This window comes from Bifidobacterium pseudolongum subsp. globosum (assembly GCF_000741295.1).
Lineage (GTDB): Bacteria > Actinomycetota > Actinomycetes > Actinomycetales > Bifidobacteriaceae > Bifidobacterium > Bifidobacterium globosum.
Genome location: NZ_JGZG01000001.1, coordinates 107,886 through 125,565 on the forward strand (window position 1 = coordinate 107,886; position 17,680 = coordinate 125,565).

Here is a 17,680-nt window from a genome sequence, read left to right on the forward strand (position 1 = left end):
CTCAGAGCTTGGCGAGGTACTCCTTGAGCTCGAACGGCGTGACCTGGCCGCGGTACTCCTCCCACTCCTTGCGCTTGTTGCGGATGAAGTACTCGAACACATGCTCGCCGAGCACGTCGGCCACGAAATCTGACTTCTCCATGATGCGCAGCGCTTCGTCGAGCGATTCGGGAAGCGGCTGGATGCCCATGGCCTGGCGTTCGGCGTCGGTGAGCTCCCACACATCGTCGCTCGTCGGCTCACCCAGCTGCATCTTCTGCTCGATGCCGTCGAGGCCGGCCGCGAGCAATACCGAGTAGGCGAGGTACGGGTTGGCGCCCGGGTCGAGCGCACGGAACTCGATACGCGCGGAATTGCCCTTGCCCGGCTTGTACTGCGGAATGCGCAGCAGCGCGGAACGGTTGTTGTGGCCCCAGCAGATGTAGCTCGGTGCCTCGTTGCCGCCCCACAGGCGCTTGTAGGAGTTGACGAACTGGTCGGTGATTGCGCAGATTTCCGCCGCATGGTACAGGATGCCGGCGGCGAACTGGCGCGCGGTGATCGACATGTTGAATTCCTGGCCGGCCTCGTAGAACGCGTTCGCGTCGCCTTCGAACAGGCTCAGGTGCGTGTGCATGCCGGAGCCGGGCTCGTTGGCGAGCGGCTTGGGCATGAAGCTCGCGTGGATGCCGCGTTCGAGCGAGATCTCCTTGACAACCGTGCGGAACGTCATGATGTTGTCGGCGATCGTCAGCGCGTCGGCGTACCGCAGATCGATCTCGTTCTGCCCCGGGCCTGCCTCGTGGTGCGAGTATTCGACCGAGATGCCCATCTGCTCGAGCATGTTGACGGTCGCGCGGCGGAAGTCCATGCCCGGACTGCGCGGCACATGGTCGAAATAGCCGCCATGGTCGATCGGCACGGGCGGCTGTGCATAGTCGTCCTGCCGTTCGAACAGGTAGAACTCGATCTCGGGGTGCACGTAGAACGTGAAGCCCTTGTCCTTCGCCTTCGACAGCGCGCGCTTGAGCACATGGCGCGGGTCGGCGAGCGAGGGTTCGCCTTCGGGCGTGAGCACGTCGCAGAACATGCGCGCGGTGCCCTGCGGGCCGCCGCGCCATGGCAGGATCTGAAAGGTGCTCGGGTCGGGCTTGACGATCATGTCGTCTTCGGAGACGCGCGTCATGCCTTCGATCGCGGAACCGTCGAACCCGATGCCCTCCTCGAACGCCGCCTCCAGCTCCGCAGGCGCGATCGCCACTGATTTCAAGGTGCCCAGCACATCGGTGAACCACAAGCGAATAAAACGTACGTCGCGCTCCTCAACGGTACGGAGCGCGAACTCTTGCTGCTTATCCATAACAGCCCATCGTTCCATGCCGATGTTACGGAACACGTTAACATGCCCATTCCGCGGACTCGCCAGCCGTGCAGCCATGACCCGTGCCTCCGCTGCGCTATCGTGGTGCACTATGAGCGCACATACCAGCACGATTGTCGATTCGACCGCCGACAACCCCATCATCGACATGACGTGGCACCAGGCCGACACACCCAAGGAGCGGGCGCGCGCCGGCCTGGACGCACGCGAACGGGCGCCGCTCGAATCACACGCCATCTGGCATGTGCACCCGGACCGGCGCGAGGTCATCGGATTGCTCGAGGAGCAGTCGAAGACGCGCCTGCAGAGCCTCATCCCGCTGCGGTACTACCGCATGAGCGACTCCGCGTTCACGTTCTACCGCGGCACCGCGCTGATCATGGCCAACGATCTGGCGCGCACGCCCGTGACGGGCATTCCCGTGCAGGCGGTGGGCGACGCGCACATCGGCAATTTCGGCCTGTTCTACTCCCCCACCCGCCACTTGGTGTTCGACATCAACGACTTCGACGAGACGACGACTGGCCCTTGGGAATGGGACATCAAGCGCCTCGCCGCGTCGGTGGAGATCTGCGGGCGCGCCAACAACATCTATTCGAAGGACCGACAGAAGGCGGTGCGCGCGTGCGTGCGCACCTACCGGCAGATGATCGACCAGTTCGCGCAGATGGATTACCTCGACATGTGGTACGACCACTTGGACGTGGAGCACACGCTCGACCAGTTCGAAAGCGCGCAGGGCGGCCATCGCAACCGCACGCTGCGCGCGGCGGTCATGAAGGCGCGCACCAAGGACTCCGACGGCGCCGCCGCGAAGCTCACCGTGCTCGACGGGGACACGCTGCGGTTCAAGTCGATGCCGCCCGAGCTCGTCCCCATACGCGACCTTGAGGGATACAACGACCTGGACGCGCTGCGTGAGCGGCTGCGGCAGCTGTTCGACTCATACCGCGATTCGCTGTACGAGGACCGCCGGCATGTGTTGAGCCAATACACGTACCACGACACGGCGCGCAAGGTCGTGGGCGTCGGCTCCGTCGGCACACGCGCATGGGTGTCGATCCTGACGGGCCGTGACATCCACGACCCGCTCATGCTGCAGATGAAGGAGGCCACCGATTCGGTGCTCGAACGGTTTGTGGGCCGCAGCCCGTACGCATCGCACGGCGAACGCGTGGTGCAGGGCCAGAAGCTGATCCAGACCACCGCCGACATCATGCTCGGCTGGACCAAATTCCTGGCGAACGACGGCCTGCCACGTGACTATTACGTGCGCCAGCTGTGGAACGGCAAGGGGTCGATCGACATCAACCACCTCAACGACGTGGCGTTGAACGATCTGGGGCGCATGTGCGCATGGTGCCTGGCGCATGCCCATGCCCGCACCGGCGACGGCATCGCGATCGCGAACTACCTCGGCGGCACGGACACGTTCGACGACGCGATGACCTCGTTCGCCGATTCCTATGCGGACCAGAACGAAGAGGATTACCACGTCTTCAAGCAGATGATCAAGGACGGCGAACTGCCCTGCTCAAAGAAATGAGCCGGAGGTCAGTCCGCTGCGACGGCAAGGGCCTCGGGCAGGGTGAACGCCCCCGCATACAGCGATTTGCCCAGGATGGCGGAGTCCACGCCCAGATCGTCGAGCGCCTTGATCGCCTCGAGGTCGGCGAGCTTGGAGATGCCTCCTGAAGCCGTGACCTTCGCGTCGGTGCGTTCGGCGACTTCGCGCAGCAGGTCGATGTTCGGGCCGCTCATCATGCCGTCGCGTGTCACGTCGGTCACCACGTACCGGCTGCAGCCGGCGTCGTCGAGGAAGCGCATCGTCTCGAACAGGTCGCCGCCTTCCTTGACCCAGCCGCGTGCGGCGAGCGTGTGCCCGCGCACGTCGAGGCCCACGGCCACACGGTCGCCGTACTTGGCGATCACGCGCGCCGTCCACTCGGGGTTCTCGAGCGCGGCGGTGCCGATGTTCACGCGCGCGGCGCCGGCTTCGAGCGCCGCGTCGAGCGAGGCGTCGTCGCGCACGCCGCCCGACATCTCGATGTTCACCGCGTCGCCCAGTTCGGCCACGATCCGCCGCAGCTGCGCGCGGTTGTCACCGGTGCCGAAGGCCGCGTCCAGATCCACCAAGTGGATCCACTGCGCGCCGGCGTCCACCCATGTGCGGGCGGCGTCGAGCGGCGAACCGTAATCCGTTTCGGAGCCGGACTCGCCTTGGCGCAGTCGGACGGCCTTGCCATCGCGAACGTCGACGGCCGGGAGCAGTGTCAATGCCATAATGTGTTCCTCCGGTGGTTGGGTTGGTCGGTTGGTCAACAGGTGTGGGGCTTACAGCACGTTCGCCCAGTTGCGCAGCAGCCGTGCGCCGGCCTGCGCGGATTTCTCGGGGTGGAATTGCGTGGCGAACAGCGGACCATGCTCATACGCCGCCACAAAACGGCTGCGCCCGTAGGTGCACCATGCCACGCGCTCGGCGGCGTCGGCGAAATCGATCTGGTATTCGCTCGTGTCGGCCGGCGTGACGTCGCATGCGGCGTACGAGTGCACGAAGTAGAACCGTTCGTCCTCAACACCGTCGAGCAGAATCGATCCTTCGGGCGCCTGCACGGTGTCCCAGCCCATGTGCGGCACCACATCGGCGTCCAGACGCGTCACCGCGCCACCGATCAGGCCGAGGCCTTCGGTGTCGACGCCATGCTCCTCGCCTTCGGTGAACATGATCTGTTCGCCGACGCACACACCGAGCACCGGACGGTCGGCGCGCAACCGGTCGTAGATGACCCGGTCGCCACTGACCTTGCGCAGGCCCTCCATGCAGGCGCCATACGCACCCACGCCGGGCACCACAAGGCCGTCCGCCTCAAGTGCCTGCCGGTAGCCGGACGTGAGCGTCACGTCGAGCCCCTGGTCCGCGAGCGCGCGCACCATGGACCGCACGTTGCCGAACCCGTAGTCGAACACGACAACCGTCTTCATAGCTTTTCTCCTTCCAGTGTTCCGCCGTAGCCGCGGCTATTCGATCGACGACTGGCCGCCGCCCATATGCGTGTGCTTCGCGATGATCCCGTAGGCGCGGGTCTGGCCCATGGCGTCCGACGACACGACGTCGTCGGATTGCGCGAGCACGTCCTGCACCGTCGAGATGCCCAGCATCACGTCTTCGACGAACGGGGCGAGCGACGGGAACACGAAGGGCGGCGGCAGTTGTTCGCCGGCCTGTCCGTCGTAATACACCGTCGCTTCCACCTTGTCGGCGCGGTTGACCACGAGCAGGCCGGACAGGCCGCCCACGACCTTCGTCAGGTCCTTCACCGCGGCCTCCGGGCCGTCGCCGTCGAGGTTGTGCACCACGGCCACGGCGCCCTGCTCCGATCCGATGCATTCGGCGGAGATGTCGGAGATCTGGCAGAACGCGGCCAGCAGCTCCGCGGAGTTGAGCCGCGTGCAGATGAACGCCGCCTTCGCCTTGTCGCCCAGCAGGCCTTCGAGCTCGTCTTCGAACGATGGCTCGTCGCCAGTGGGATCGGCCGGCTCGCCGGCGCCGCCTTCGCCCTCGTGGAACTCCTCTTCGAAGTTCTCGAGCATCGCTTCCAATTCGGCGTCGTCGAAATGCTCGCCGTCGTCGTCCGGCCGTTCGGGTTCGTCAGGTTCGTCCGCCATCACAACGCGCCCTTCGTGCTCGGAATGCCTTCGACACGCGGGTCGGGCTCGATCGCGAACCGCAACGCGCGCGCGAGCGCCTTGAACTCGGCTTCGGCGATATGGTGCGGGTCGCGGCCCGCGATGAGGTGCAGATGCAGGCAGATGTCGGCATGGAACGCGATTGACTCCATGACATGGCGCACGAGCGAGCCGGTGAAATGCCCGCCGATCATCGCGTACTGGAAGCCTTCCGGCTCCCCCGTGCACACGCAGTACGGCCGGCCCGACACATCCACGACCGCCTTGGCGAGCGCCTCGTCGAGCGGCACCGTGGCGTCGGCGAAGCGGCGGATGCCGCGTTTGTCGCCGAGCGCCTGCTTGAGCGCCTCGCCGAACACGATCGCCGTGTCCTCCACCGTATGGTGCGCGTCGATGTCGGTGTCGCCGGTGGCGCGGATCGTCAGGTCGATGAGCGAATGCTTGCCCAACGCCGTCATCATATGGTTGTAGAACGGCACCGACGTCTGGATATCGGTCTTGCCCGTGCCATCGAGGTCGAGACTGAGTTCAATCGTGGATTCGCTTGTCTGCCGCGTGATCGTGGCCGTGCGTGCCATGCTCGCTCCTTACTGCTGGTTCGCTTGGTTCGTCTGTTCCTCGACGGCGCGCATCGATGCGGTGAGCGCCTCGCGGAACCGTGCCATCTCGTCGTCGGTGCCCATGCACACACGCAGCCAGCCGTCCGGCCCCACCACGCGGATGAGCACGCCACGGCGCAGCATCTCGTCGAAGATCATGCCGCGGTCGTCGAAATGCCCGCCGAACATGAGGAAATTCGACTGTGACGGCGCCACTTCGAGCGGCTCGCCCTTGTACGTCTGCTCCCTGAGCCATTGCGCGGTCTGCTCGCGCAGCTCACGCAGATGGCCGACCTGCGCGAGCTGGTCGTCGGTGTGGTCGAACCCGGCGAGCGCGGTCGCCTGCGTGACCGCCGAAAGATGGTACGGCATGCGCACGATGCGCAGGCAGTCGATGATGCCCGCGCTGGCCGCGACGTACCCCACGCGCGCGCCCGCAAATGCGAACGCCTTGCTCATCGTGCGGCTCACCGCGAGGTTCGCGTACGTATTGACGAGCGTTGTGGCCGACGGCGTGCCCGGGTCGCGGAACTCGATGTACGCCTCGTCGACGACGACAATCGGGTGCACGCCGGGCGCGGCGCCCGCGACGCGCGCGTTCTGGCAGAAGTCGAGGATCCGCTTCAGGTCGGTCATCGGCAGCGCCGTGCCCGTCGGGTTGTTCGGGCTCGTGAGCATGACGATGGACGGCTCGATCGCGCGGATCGCCTCGATTGTGCGGTCCACGTCGAGGGTGAAGTCGGCGTTGCGCGGGGCCGTGCGCCACTGGGTGAACGTGTCGCGCGCATACTCCGGGTACATCGAATACGTGGGGTCGCAGCCGAGCGCCGCGCGCCCCGGTCCGCCGAAGGCCTGGAATATCTGGAGCATGATTTCGTTGGACCCGTTCGCGCCCCACACCTGGTCGGTTGTGAGCGAGGCTTGGGATTCCTTGGCCAAGTAGTCCACGAAGGCCTGACGCAGCTCCATGTGTTCACGGTCCGGGTAACGGTTGAGCGTCGGCGCGATCTCGCGGATGCGCTTTTCGATGCTGCGCACGACCGCGTGGCTCGGCGGGTACGGGTTCTCGTTCACATTGAGGCACACCGGCACGTCGATCTGCGGGGCGCCGTAGGGCTCTTCGCCGATCAGGTCGTTGCGCAGCGGCAGATCCGCGGGAATCATCCCTTCGTTCATCGAAGGCCTGCCTCCTCTTCCTGGCTCGTGAGCGTCTCTTTGTCGTATGGGTCGGCCACGAAGCGCGTCAGCACGCTTTCGCCGTGCGCGGGCAGGTCTTCGGAGACGGCGAACGCGTTGACGCGCGACGCGAGCTCCTTGAGTCCCTGCTCGTCGTATTCGATCACTTCGACCGGCTTCATGAACGTGTGCACGCCAAGGCCGGCGGCGAAGCGCGCGGTGCCCGAGGTGGGCAGCACGTGGTTCGACCCGGACATGTAGTCGCCGAGCGGCACCGGCGAATACGGGCCGCGGAAGATGGCGCCGGCGTTGCGGATCCTGGCGATCACCGCATCGGGGTCAGCGGTCTGCACTTCGAGGTGCTCGGCCGCGTATGCATTGGCGGCGTCGATCGACTGGTCGACCGAATCGGTGAGGATGATGCCCGACTGCTGGCCACGCAGCGACGTCTCGACGCGCTCGGCGTGCTCGGTGCGCGGCACGCGCTTGAGCAGGCTCGCCTGCACGGCATCGGCGAGTTCGGGGCTGTCGGTGATCAGCACCGAGCCGGCGAGCTCGTCGTGCTCGGCCTGGCCGATCAGGTCGGCCGCCACGAATTCGGGGTTCGCGTCCTTGTCGGCGATGATCGCGATCTCGGTCGGGCCGGCCACGGCGTCAATGCCGACGATGCCGGAGACGAGGCGCTTCGCCGTGGCGACGAAGATGTTGCCCGGGCCGGTGATCTTGTCGACCGGTTCGCACAACACCGGGTTCGTGGGGTCGTCCACGTCGGTCGCGCCATACGCGAACATCGCGATCGCCTGGGCGCCGCCGACGGCATAGACCTCATCGACGCCGAGCATCGCGCATGTGGCGAGGATCGTCTTGTTCGGCCAACCGTCCGGGTCGTTGCGGTTCGGCGGCGTGGCGATCGCGAGCGATTCGACGCCCGCCGCCTGCGCCGGCACGGCGTTCATGATGACCGAGCTCGGGTAGACGGCCTTGCCGCCGGGCACATACAGGCCCACGCGCTGCACCGGGATCCAGCGTTCGGACACGCGCGCGCCTTCGGCCAGATCGGTGTGGAAGTCCTCGGGCACCTGATTCTGCGCGACGGCGCGGGCGCGGCGGATCGACTCCTCAATCGCGGCGCGCACCTCGGGGTCGAGCTGCGCCACCGCGGCGTCCATCACGTCGGCCGGCACGCGCAGCTTCTTCGGCACCACGTGGTCGAACCGCTCGGCGTACTCGCGCAACGCCTTGGCACCATTGCGCTTCACGTTGTCGAGGATCGGCTGCACCAGTTCGGTGGCTTCGTCGGTGCCCATCTCAGCGCGCGGCATCGCGGCGAGCATTTCGGCACGGGTCAGGGTTTTTCCGCGCAGGTCAATGATGCGCATGTAGTTTTCAGCACTCATACCGCACTATCGTAACAATGGCCTGTCACGAGCATGATTCACGCGTCGCCGCATCTCACGATGTGGCTACCCGAGCTCTTGCCGTCATGCACCGAGCAATGCGTTCGGCCCGAACACGACCTTGATGTCCGCGAACAGGCTCGTGTCGCGTGTGACGCGGAACCGGTCGCCCATCGTCATGACACGCGCGTTGCCGTTGTCGTCGAAGACGGCGAGCTTGACCTCGCAATAGCCCGGATGGTTCGACAGAATCGAACCGAGCTGCTCGAGGCGGTCGCGTTGCAGCGCGTGCAACGGCAGCGTCACGATCACCGGACGCTCGTCCTCCGCTTCGAGCGACGGCACCTGCATCTCGGTGGCACGCATGCTCACCGTCTCGTCGCGCACTTCGGGCGTGCCGCGCATCTGCACCACGGTGTCCACGGCCAGGTCGGCCGCCGCCGCTTCGTACACCTTGCCGAACATCATGCACTGGATCGAGCTTTCCATGTCCTCGATCGTCACGATCGCCCACGGATTGCCCTTCTTCGACATGCGGCGGTCCACATTGGTGATCAGCCCGGCGAGCACGACCTGTGTGCGTTCGGGCAGACGGTCGGCGCGGTCGATGAACTGCGCGATGGACATCTCGCGCAGATTCGCGAGCACGGACTGCATGCCCGAAAGCGGGTGGTCGGACACATACAGCCCCAGCATCTCGCGTTCGAAGTTGAGTTTGGTCTTCTTGTCCCACTCCTCCACGTCGGGCACGCTGATCGAGGCGTCGCCCATCGCGTCCTCGTCCTCGCCGTCGCCGTCCACGTCGGCGAACAGGTCGAACTGGCCGGCCGCCTGCTTGCGCTTGAGGTCTACGACCGATTCGATCGCCGCTTCGTGCACGGTGAACAGGGCGCGCCGGTTCGGGTCGATCGAGTCGAAGGCACCGGCCTTGATCAGCGATTCCACGAGCCGCCTGTTGAGCGCGTTGAGCGGCACACGGCGCACGAAATCGAGGAAGTTGACGTATTTGCCGCGCTTGCCGTTGCGTTCCTCGATGATGTCGTTCACCGCCTGCTCGCCGACGTTTCTGATGGCGCCGAGGCCGAAGCGCACGACGTCGCCGACGGCGGAGTACGCGTAGACGGATTCGTTGACGTCCGGCGAGAGGACCTTGATGCCCATGCGCCGCGCTTCGCCCAGGTAGAGCGCGGTCTTGTCCTTGTTGCTCGCCGCGCCCTGCAGCAGGGCGGCCATGAACTCGACCGGGTAATGCGCCTTCAAATACGCGGTCCAGTACGAGATCAGCCCGTACGCGGCCGAATGCGCCTTGTTGAACGCGTAGCCCGAGAACGGCACCAGGATGTCCCACACCGCCTGCGCGGCCTCCTCGGAGTAGCCGTGCTCCTTCATGCCCGCGAAGAACGGGATCTGCTCGCGGGCCAGCACCTCGGGCTTCTTCTTGCCCATCGCGCGGCGCAGCACGTCCGCCTTGCCCAGCGAATAGCCCGCCAGGATGCGCGCGGCCGACTGCACCTGCTCCTGGTACACGATCAGGCCGTACGTCTCGTCGAGCACCTCCTTGAGCGGTTCGGCCACCTCGGGGTGGATCGGCGTGATCTGTTGCAGGCCGTTCTTGCGTTTGGCGTAGTTGTTGTGCGAGTCCATATCCATCGGGCCCGGCCGGTACAGGGCGATCAGCGCGGAGATGTCGTTGAAGTTGTCCGGCTTGAGGCTCTTGAGCAGGGCGCGCATGCCGTCCGAATCCAACTGGAACACGCCCAGCGTGTCGCCGCGCGACAGCAGCTCGTACGTCCCCCTGTCGTCGAGCGGGATCTTCGTGTAGTCGATCGGATCCTTGCCGTTGGCGGCGATGTTCTTCAACGTGTCGCCGATCACCGTCAAGTTGGACAGCCCCAGGAAGTCCATCTTCACCAGGCCCAGCGTCTCGCACGTATGGTACTCGAACGTCGTCGTGATCGTCCCGTCCGTGCGCTCCAACAGGGGCGACGTGTCCGTGATCGGCTCCGAGCCCATGATCGTGGCGCACGCATGCACACCCGTCTGGCGGATCAGGCCCTCGATGCCCATCGCCTCATCGGTGATGCGCTTGACGTCCGGGTCCGACTCGTACAGCTCGCGGAACTCACGCGCCTCGGCGTAGCGCTTGGCCTTCGGGTCGAAGATGTCGTGCAGCGGCACGTCCTTGCCGCCGGTGGCGGCCGGTGGCAATGCCTTGGTGACCTTCTCGCCCATCGCGAACTCGTAGCCCATGATGCGCGCCGAGTCCTTGAGCGCCTGCTTCGTCTTGATCGTGCCGTAGATCACGCACTGCGCGACCTTGTCATGCCCGTACTTCTCACGGCAGTAGTCGATGACCTCCAACCGGCCCTCCGGGTCGAAATCCACATCGATGTCCGGCAGGCTCACACGCTCGGGGTTGAGGAACCGTTCGAAGATCAGGCCATGCTCCAACGGGTCGAGCTCGGTGATGCCCATCGCGTACGCGACCATCGAACCCGCCGCCGAACCACGCCCGGGGCCGACCATGATCCCATGGTCCTTGGCCCACTGGATGTAATCCGCCACCACCAGGAAGTAACCCGGGAACTGCATCTGGCAGATCACACCGCACTCGTAATCCGCCTGCTTGAGCACATGGTCGGGCACGTTGCCGTCATAGCGCCTCTCCAGGCCCTCCTCGACCTTCCGCAAGAACAGCGAGGTCTCGTCCCAGCCCTCGGGGCACGGGAACTGCGGCATGAACGCGCCGTCCTCATGGTCGTCGAACATCACATTGCACCGCTCCGCCACCTCCAACGTGTTGTCGCACGCCTCGGGCAGGTCCCGGAACAACTCCCGCATCTCCTCGGCCGACCGCATGTAATACCCCTCGCCATCGAACTTGAACCGCCCCGGCTCATCAAGCTTGGACCCCGAATTAATGCACAACATCGCATCCTGCGCGCCGGCGTCCTCCTTGTGCACGTAGTGCGAGTCGTTCGTGGCGAGCAGGGGCGCGCCGAGCCGTTTGGCGATGTCGAGCAGGTCGTTCGTCACACGGCGCTCGATCTCGAGCCCATGGTCCATCAGTTCGATGTAGAAGTTCTCCTTGCCGTAGATGTCCTGCAGTTCGCCGGCGGCGCGCAGCGCCTCGTCGAACTGCCCCAGGCGCAGGCGCGTCTGCACGATGCCCGACGGGCAGCCCGACCCGCAGATCACGCCCTTGCTGTACGTGGCGAGCACGTCCTTGTCCATGCGCGGATAGCGCATCACACGGCCCTCGAGATTGGCCACCGACGACGCCTTCGTCAGGTTGACCAGGCCCTCGTCACTCTCCGCCCACAATGTCAGATGGGTATAGAGGCCACCACCCGACACGTCGTCGCTTCTCTGCGCCTCGGTGCCCCAGTGCACACGCGACTTGTCGCCGCGCGCCGTCTCCGGCGTCACATACGCCTCGATGCCCAGAACCGGCTTGACGCCTTGCTTGACCGCCTCGCTCCACAGCTCATACGCGCCATGCATGTTGCCATGGTCCGCGATGCCGACCGCAGGCATGCCCAGGTCCTTGGCGCACCTGACCAAATCCGGGATCTTCGAAGCGCCGTCAAGCAGCGAATAATGCGTGTGGTTATGCAGCTGAACAAAGTTTGCGGATTGAGCCATAAGGTTCAAATCTACCCGTTTCGCATGACGGTGCGCAAGGGTCCGCGGCACCGGCTGCGCGCCATGCGCATGGTGCGGCGCGTGGCGTGGCGACACGCCGTTCGGGCCGTCCATGCACAAGCCCGCGCACGGTTTGCGTCGTGCAAGGCGCTCCGCTAGCGTGGGCGTATGGAACACGCAACACAGACCAACCGGCCGGCGCCCCGGACCGCTCACCAGCCACAGACACCGCCGACGCCGTACCCCCAGCCCATGCAGGCGATGCCCCGCTTCGCCACTGTGCGCGCCACCGCGTCAAGCCATGGCCGTGCCCCGGCCGCCTTGCAGACACGCGCGCGTGGCTGCGCGATCGGCGCCGTGGCATGCCTCATCACCGTGATTGTGACGGTCGTGCTGTTCGCGCTCGGCGTTCAGTCGCTGTTCGCGGGGCACACGAGCCCCGCGATGATCCTGGTGATGTTCGGCCTCTTGCCGATTGGGATGCTCGCCGCGGGTGCCACTGTCGGATTCACCATCTGCACTATTGTGGCGTGGACGGCGTGGAGTGATCTGCGTGATGCGCGCGCATCATGTCAAGCGCATGCTGCAGGTCCGCCGGATAGTGCGAGGTGACGACCGTGGTGACATGCGTGCGCGGGTGCCGGAACTCGAGCTGCATCGCGTGCAGCCATTGGCGATCCAGCCCCAGTTCCTCACTGAGCCGGGGATTCGCCCCGTACATCGCGTCGCCCACAAGCGGGTGCCCGATCGACGAGAAATGCACACGGATCTGGTGCGTACGGCCGGTCTCGAGATTGACCGAAGCGAGTGTCGCCTCACCGAAGCGTTCCATGACATCCCAATGCGTCACCGCGTCTTTGCCCGCTGGCGTCACGCAGAACCGGAAGTCGGAGACCTTGGCGCGGCCGATCGGCGCGTCGATGGTGGCCTTGTTCTCTTTGAGGTTGCCCTGCGCCAGAGCGTGGTAGGTCTTCACCACCTCATGTTCGGCGAACTGGCGGCGCATCTCGGTGTAGGCCAGATCTGACTTGCACACGAGCATGAGGCCCGATGTACCCACATCGAGTCGTGAGACGATGCCTTGGCGGCCCGGCGCGCCGAGGCTCGTGATATGCACGCCGCGGTCGAGCAGCGACCCCAGCACGGTGGGCCCTGTCCACCCCACGGAGGCGTGGGCTGCCACGCCGACCGGTTTGTCGACGATCACCACGTCGTCGTCCTCATAGGCGATCGCCATGTCGGTGGCCACCGGTTCGGGACGCTCCTCGCGTTCCTCGAGGGTGATCTCCACAAGGTCGCCCAGCTGCAACGTGTCCGATTTGCTTGGCGTGCGTCCCACGATCGTGGCCTGGCCCGTCTCGATGAGGTCGGCCGCCTTGGCACGTGAGATCCCCATCATCTTGGCCACGGCCACGTCGAACCGACGGCCGATGAGTGCATCAGGTGCGGGAATGATCGTGCCCATGCCTACTCGCTTTCGCCGGTGGCGCCATCCTCGGTGGTGTCGGTGGACCGGAAGGGCACATTGCACAGGATCGTCACCACAATGCCCACGCCGGCGACCATCAGGAAGATGTCGGCCACATTACCTACGGACCAGCCGTAATCGAGGAAGTCCACGACTTTGCCGTTGAGGAACCCGTCCGCATAGGCAAAGCGGTCGATCAGATTGCCAAACGCGCCGGCGAACGCCAAGGCGAACCACACCGTCCACAGCATCGAATCGGTTTTCGACGCGAGCAGCACGAGCACGATGCACGCCACGATCGCCAGCAGGGCGATGAGCCATGTCATGTTCGACCCCATGCCCAGCGATGCGCCGGGATTGTGCACAAGCGTCAGGGAGAGCATGTTGGGAATCACCCTGACCGAACGGTGGCCGGCCAGGTACGTTTGGGCGAGGACCTTGGTGAGCTGGTCGGCCACCAGTGCCACTGCGGTGATACACGCAAAGACGGCCGCGCGTGTGCGTGGCCGTCTTTGCCGCTGAATGTGTTCAGTCACAATCCGTCTCAGTTGTTTTCGAGGGAATTGTAGTTGTTCGTGTCGGAGACCTGCGCCTGCAGCTGGGTCAGGAACTCGGTCAGACGCGCACGGTATTCGGTCTCGAACTGCTTGAGGCCCTGGATGTTGCCCTCGATGACCTTGGACTGGTTCTCGAGGTTGGCGCGCACCTGGTTGGCGTAGTCGTCGGCCGCGGAGCGGGTCGTCTGGCTGTAGTCGTCGGCACGGCCCTTGACGTCGGCTTCGAACTTCTCCATCTCCTGATGGCGGTCGGACACATACTGGTCGGCTTCGTCCTTCTTCTGCTGGGCGTAGGAGTCGCCTTCCTGCCGCTTCTGCTCGGCGTACTGGTCGGCCTCATGCGCCTTGGAATCCGCGTAAGTGTTGGCCTCGTTCGTCTTCGTTTCGGCGTAGTTGTTGGCTTCGGTCGTCTTGTCGGCCACATACTGGTCGGCTTCGGCGTGCTTGTTCTGCATGTAGGTGTCGGCGTCCTCGCGGGTCTTGTCGCTGTAGGCGTCGGCTTCCTGGCGCGTCTTCTCGCTGTACGCGTCGGCCTGGTCGTGCACGCTCTTGCTGTAGTTGTCGGCGTCTTCACGCGTGTGCTTGCTGTAGGCGTCGGCGTCTTCGTGCGTGCGCTGCTTGTATTCGTCGGCCTCGGTGCGCGTGCGGCTCGAGTACTCGTTCGCCTTCTCGATCGTCTCGGCGTACTTGCGCTGGCTCTGCTCGGTGATTTCCTTCGCGGTGGCCTTGCCCTTATCGACGTACTGGTCGTGCAGCTGCATCGCGAGCGTGAGCATCGCGGTGGCGCGCTCCGGCTCGCTGTTGGCGGCGGCGGCGGCGCTCTTGATCTTCTGCAGGCTGCCGGTCTCGGTGTCGGGCTCGACCTTGGCCACTTGGTTGCGCAGCTGCTCTTCGCGCTGCTTGGACTCTTCGAGCTGCTTGCCGAGTTCCTTGACCTGTGCGTCAAGCTGCTGCGCACGCACGGTCTGCTCATGTGCGGAGCTCAGCTCGCGGCGCAGGTTCTCGGTGTCGGCGCGGAACTGGTCGCGCTCCTGACGCACCGAGTTGAGTTCGGCGGCCAGATCCGGCTGGTTCGCGTCTTGCGCGGCCTGGGCGGTGAGCTGGTCGATCTGCGCGGACAGGCGCTCGACCTGCGACTTGAGCTGTTCGTTCTGCGTGGCGAGGGCGCGGTTGTTCTCCTCGGTCTCCGCGAGCTTGCCCTGCGCGGCTTGGGCGGCCTGGTTCGCCTGGGCGATCTGCGCCTGTGCCTGCTCGCCCTGCCCCTGTGCAGCGGCGGCCTTGAGCGCCTGATTCTCCTGCGAAAGTGACTGCACCTGTGCGGTCAGCTCGGAGATCTTGGTATTGAGGGCCGAGACATCTGGCCCGAGGGCCTGCGTGGACTGGCCGCCGGAAACGGCCTGCCTGCCCAAAGCCTCAACGGTTTCAGTGACCTGATCGAGGAAGTCGTCTACCTCGTCAACGTCATACCCTTCCTTGAAACGCACCGTTTGAAAGGTGTGCTCCCGAATATCCTTAGGCGTCAAAAGAGCCATATATCTTCCACCTCGCTTTGGGCTTGTGCCCGGCTAAGTTAGTCTTAATGTCAGATGCTATCACGGAACCTGCGATAACAGCGTTTCCGCACCATATTCTTTGCCGATATTCCCGTTAAATCAGCACCCGTAGTATAATCAGCACGAAATATAGCACCAAAAAACTGGTGTCAAAATAAATCGGCCCCATCGGAATGGGTTTGATGTATCTGCGGAGCCAACGCAACGGTGGTTCGGTGAGCCGATACACAATGCGTACCAGCGAAGCGACAATGCCACTCGGGTGCCAGCGGGGTGCGAGCACCATCACCCAATCGAGAATCATCCGGACAAACAATACGGTGATGTACGCTTCGATCAGCCAATCAATGATGTGAAACAATACAGAGACCAATGAAGCAAGCATGCTCCCAGCCTACCGTAAGGCTGGGAGCATGCTTGGGGGTACAGCTGCATTGTTCACTCCGAGAACAAATCGCGCGCAGCGCTCTGCTCCGGTTCCTCGGCCACGATGTCCACGCGGGCGGGGCTCAGCAGGAATACACGCGGCGTGACGCGTTCGATCGAACCGGCCACACCGAACACCACGCCGGACGAGAAATCGACGATGCGGTAGGCCACCGCCTCGGACACGCCCGTCAGGTTCAGCACGACCGGCACGCCGTCGCGCAACGCGCGCCCCACCATCTGGGCGTCTTCGTACGAGTTCGGATGGATGGTGGTGATGCGGCTCACGCGCCCTTGGAACGGGGCCGCGGTCTTGCGGCTCGTGGGGGCGGCTGCAGGCGCTGTAGACGGGATGGGGGTCACGGAACGGTCCGAATCGAATGACGATTCGCTCTCTTCTTCCTCAACGAACTCGTCTTCGTCCTCGGGCACGACGTCTGACATACCGAGGTAGGACATCGTACGCTTCATAAACCCGGGCATTGTGGTGTTCCTTTCCGCTTCGTCTCAGTGTGCTTTAGCGCAGAAATTCCGGAATATCGAGGTCGCCCGGGTCGTTGGAGCCGTAATAGTCCGGCCCTGTGGTCGGGTCGAACACCGGCGTTTCGGGCGTCTGTGGCGCAACCGGCTGGGAGGGCTGTTCCGCGGGCGCCGTCTGGAAGATCGGCGTGGCGTTCGGGGCCGGCGAGGTCATCATGGCCGGCAGGCTGCCGGTGTGGCTCACCGGCTTGATCGCCGGATCTTCGGGGCGCTGGTGCGACAAGGGGTTGGCTGGGGCGGCGGCCGTCTTCGGCTTTTCGCCCTTCGAGTCGAAGCCGGCGGCGATCACGGTCACGCGGATCTCGTCGCCATAGGCGTCGTCGAGTGCCAGGCCCCAGATGATCTGCGCTTCCGGATGCGCCGAACGGCGGATGAGCTCGGTGGCCTGCGTTGCCTCCTGCAGCTTGAGGTCGGTGCCTGCGGCGATGTTGATGAGCACGCCGTTGGCGCCGTCGATGCTCTCTTCGAGCAGCGGCGAGCTGATCGCGATCTCGGCGGCCTGCGTGGCGCGGTCCTCGCCCCGCGCCGAGCCGATGCCGAACATCGCGGTGCCCGAGTCACGCAGGATCGACGTGACGTCGGAGAAGTCCACGTGGATGTACGAATTCATCGTGATCAGGTCGGTGATGCCCTGCACGCCGGCCAGCAGCGCGGTGTCGGCGGTCTTGAACGCCTCGACGATGCCGATCGAACGGTCGGCGAGCTCAAGCAGGCGGTCGTTCGGGATGATGATGAGCGCGTCGACCTCTTTGCGCAGGTTCTCGATGCCCATCGCGGCGGAAGCGGCGCGCTGCGGGCCTTCGAACGAGAACGGGCGGGTGACGACTGCGATCGTGAGCGCGCCCTGCTGGCGGGCCGCGCGCGCGACGAGCGGGCTTGCACCGGTGCCGGTGCCGCCGCCTTCGCCGGCGGTCACGAACACCATGTCGGCGCCCTTGACGGCCTCTTCAATGTCGGACTGGTGGTCCTGAGCCGCCTTGGCGCCCTTCTCCGGGTCGGCTCCGGCGCCGAGGCCACGGCTCGAAGCGTCGTTCAGCGAAATCTTGACGTCGGCGTCCGAACGCAGCAGATCCTTCGCATCCGTATTGATGGCGACGAATTCCACATTCTGCAGCCCCTCTGCGATCATGCGGTTGATTGCGTTGCCGCCCGCGCCACCGACACCGACGACCTTAATGTTGGTTTTGTCGTTGAAATTGTCAGTCTGGGCAATCTCGCTCACGGTATTCTCCTGTCATTTACGTATCTTGCTCTACTCTATCGCAGACGGGT

At 64.8% G+C, this 17,680-nt stretch carries 16 protein-coding genes; 1 reads left to right on the forward strand and 15 read right to left on the reverse strand.

The window, feature by feature from the left end; translation table 11 throughout:
- Window position 1: 1 nt before the first annotated feature.
- A complete protein-coding gene (glnA, locus tag BPSG_RS00445; RefSeq protein ID WP_026644050.1) occupies window positions 2–1,339 on the reverse strand; it encodes a type I glutamate--ammonia ligase in 1,338 nt (445 codons plus the stop codon).
- A gap of 112 nt (window positions 1,340–1,451) precedes the next feature.
- Between glnA and BPSG_RS00450 the strand changes: the two genes are divergently transcribed.
- Window positions 1,452–2,906, forward strand: coding sequence for a DUF2252 domain-containing protein (locus BPSG_RS00450; protein ID WP_033502253.1), 1,455 nt, complete (start codon window positions 1,452–1,454; stop codon window positions 2,904–2,906).
- Window positions 2,907–2,914: 8 nt separating this feature from the next.
- Here the strand turns inward: BPSG_RS00450 and priA are convergent, their stop codons facing one another.
- The 14 genes from priA to ftsZ all read right to left on the reverse strand — a co-directional run bounded on the left by priA (window position 2,915) and on the right by ftsZ (window position 17,630).
- Window positions 2,915–3,643 (reverse strand): bifunctional 1-(5-phosphoribosyl)-5-((5-phosphoribosylamino)methylideneamino)imidazole-4-carboxamide isomerase/phosphoribosylanthranilate isomerase PriA, encoded by a 729-nt coding sequence (priA, locus tag BPSG_RS00455; protein WP_026644052.1) that lies wholly within the window; start codon window positions 3,641–3,643, stop codon window positions 2,915–2,917.
- 51 nt (window positions 3,644–3,694) lie between these two features.
- Entirely contained in the window at window positions 3,695–4,342 is a 648-nt protein-coding gene (gene hisH / locus BPSG_RS00460) for an imidazole glycerol phosphate synthase subunit HisH (protein WP_026644053.1), read from the reverse strand.
- Window positions 4,343–4,378: 36 nt separating this feature from the next.
- Window positions 4,379–5,026, reverse strand: coding sequence for a hypothetical protein (locus BPSG_RS00465; protein WP_026644054.1), 648 nt, complete (start codon window positions 5,024–5,026; stop codon window positions 4,379–4,381).
- The gene (hisB, locus tag BPSG_RS00470) at window positions 5,026–5,625 is read right to left on the reverse strand and encodes an imidazoleglycerol-phosphate dehydratase HisB (RefSeq protein ID WP_022858039.1); all 600 of its coding nucleotides are present in this window, start codon (window positions 5,623–5,625) and stop codon (window positions 5,026–5,028) included. Before hisB ends, BPSG_RS00465 begins: the two co-directional genes overlap by 1 nt.
- A 9-nt stretch (window positions 5,626–5,634) precedes the next feature.
- Window positions 5,635–6,822 (reverse strand): histidinol-phosphate transaminase, encoded by a 1,188-nt coding sequence (locus BPSG_RS00475; RefSeq protein ID WP_026644055.1) that lies wholly within the window; start codon window positions 6,820–6,822, stop codon window positions 5,635–5,637.
- Entirely contained in the window at window positions 6,819–8,201 is a 1,383-nt protein-coding gene (hisD, locus tag BPSG_RS00480; protein ID WP_022858041.1) for a histidinol dehydrogenase, read from the reverse strand. The genes BPSG_RS00475 and hisD overlap by 4 nt, the downstream gene beginning before the upstream one ends.
- Window positions 8,202–8,303: 102 nt before the next feature.
- On the reverse strand, window positions 8,304–11,864 hold the full coding sequence (dnaE, locus tag BPSG_RS00485) for a DNA polymerase III subunit alpha (RefSeq protein WP_026644056.1): 3,561 nt from the start codon (window positions 11,862–11,864) through the stop codon (window positions 8,304–8,306).
- A 212-nt stretch (window positions 11,865–12,076) separates the two neighbouring features.
- Window positions 12,077–12,235, reverse strand: a complete 159-nt coding sequence (locus BPSG_RS08585; protein ID WP_155266382.1) for a hypothetical protein — start codon at window positions 12,233–12,235, stop codon at window positions 12,077–12,079.
- Window positions 12,236–12,384: 149 nt separating this feature from the next.
- Entirely contained in the window at window positions 12,385–13,329 is a 945-nt protein-coding gene (locus BPSG_RS00490) for an RluA family pseudouridine synthase (protein ID WP_026644057.1), read from the reverse strand.
- A 2-nt stretch (window positions 13,330–13,331) separates the two neighbouring features.
- Window positions 13,332–13,856 carry a signal peptidase II gene (locus BPSG_RS00495; RefSeq protein ID WP_051592103.1) on the reverse strand — a complete coding sequence of 175 codons (525 nt, stop codon included), beginning with the start codon at window positions 13,854–13,856 and terminating at the stop codon, window positions 13,332–13,334.
- 20 nt (window positions 13,857–13,876) lie between these two features.
- Entirely contained in the window at window positions 13,877–15,421 is a 1,545-nt protein-coding gene (locus tag BPSG_RS00500; RefSeq protein ID WP_026644058.1) for a DivIVA domain-containing protein, read from the reverse strand.
- Window positions 15,422–15,536: 115 nt separating this feature from the next.
- On the reverse strand, window positions 15,537–15,827 hold the full coding sequence (locus BPSG_RS00505) for a YggT family protein (RefSeq protein WP_022858046.1): 291 nt from the start codon (window positions 15,825–15,827) through the stop codon (window positions 15,537–15,539).
- Between the two features lie 53 nt (window positions 15,828–15,880).
- Window positions 15,881–16,351, reverse strand: a complete 471-nt coding sequence (locus BPSG_RS00510; RefSeq protein WP_022858047.1) for a cell division protein SepF — start codon at window positions 16,349–16,351, stop codon at window positions 15,881–15,883.
- Between the two features lie 34 nt (window positions 16,352–16,385).
- A complete protein-coding gene (gene ftsZ / locus BPSG_RS00515) occupies window positions 16,386–17,630 on the reverse strand; it encodes a cell division protein FtsZ (protein ID WP_026644059.1) in 1,245 nt (414 codons plus the stop codon).
- Window positions 17,631–17,680 lie beyond the last annotated feature (50 nt).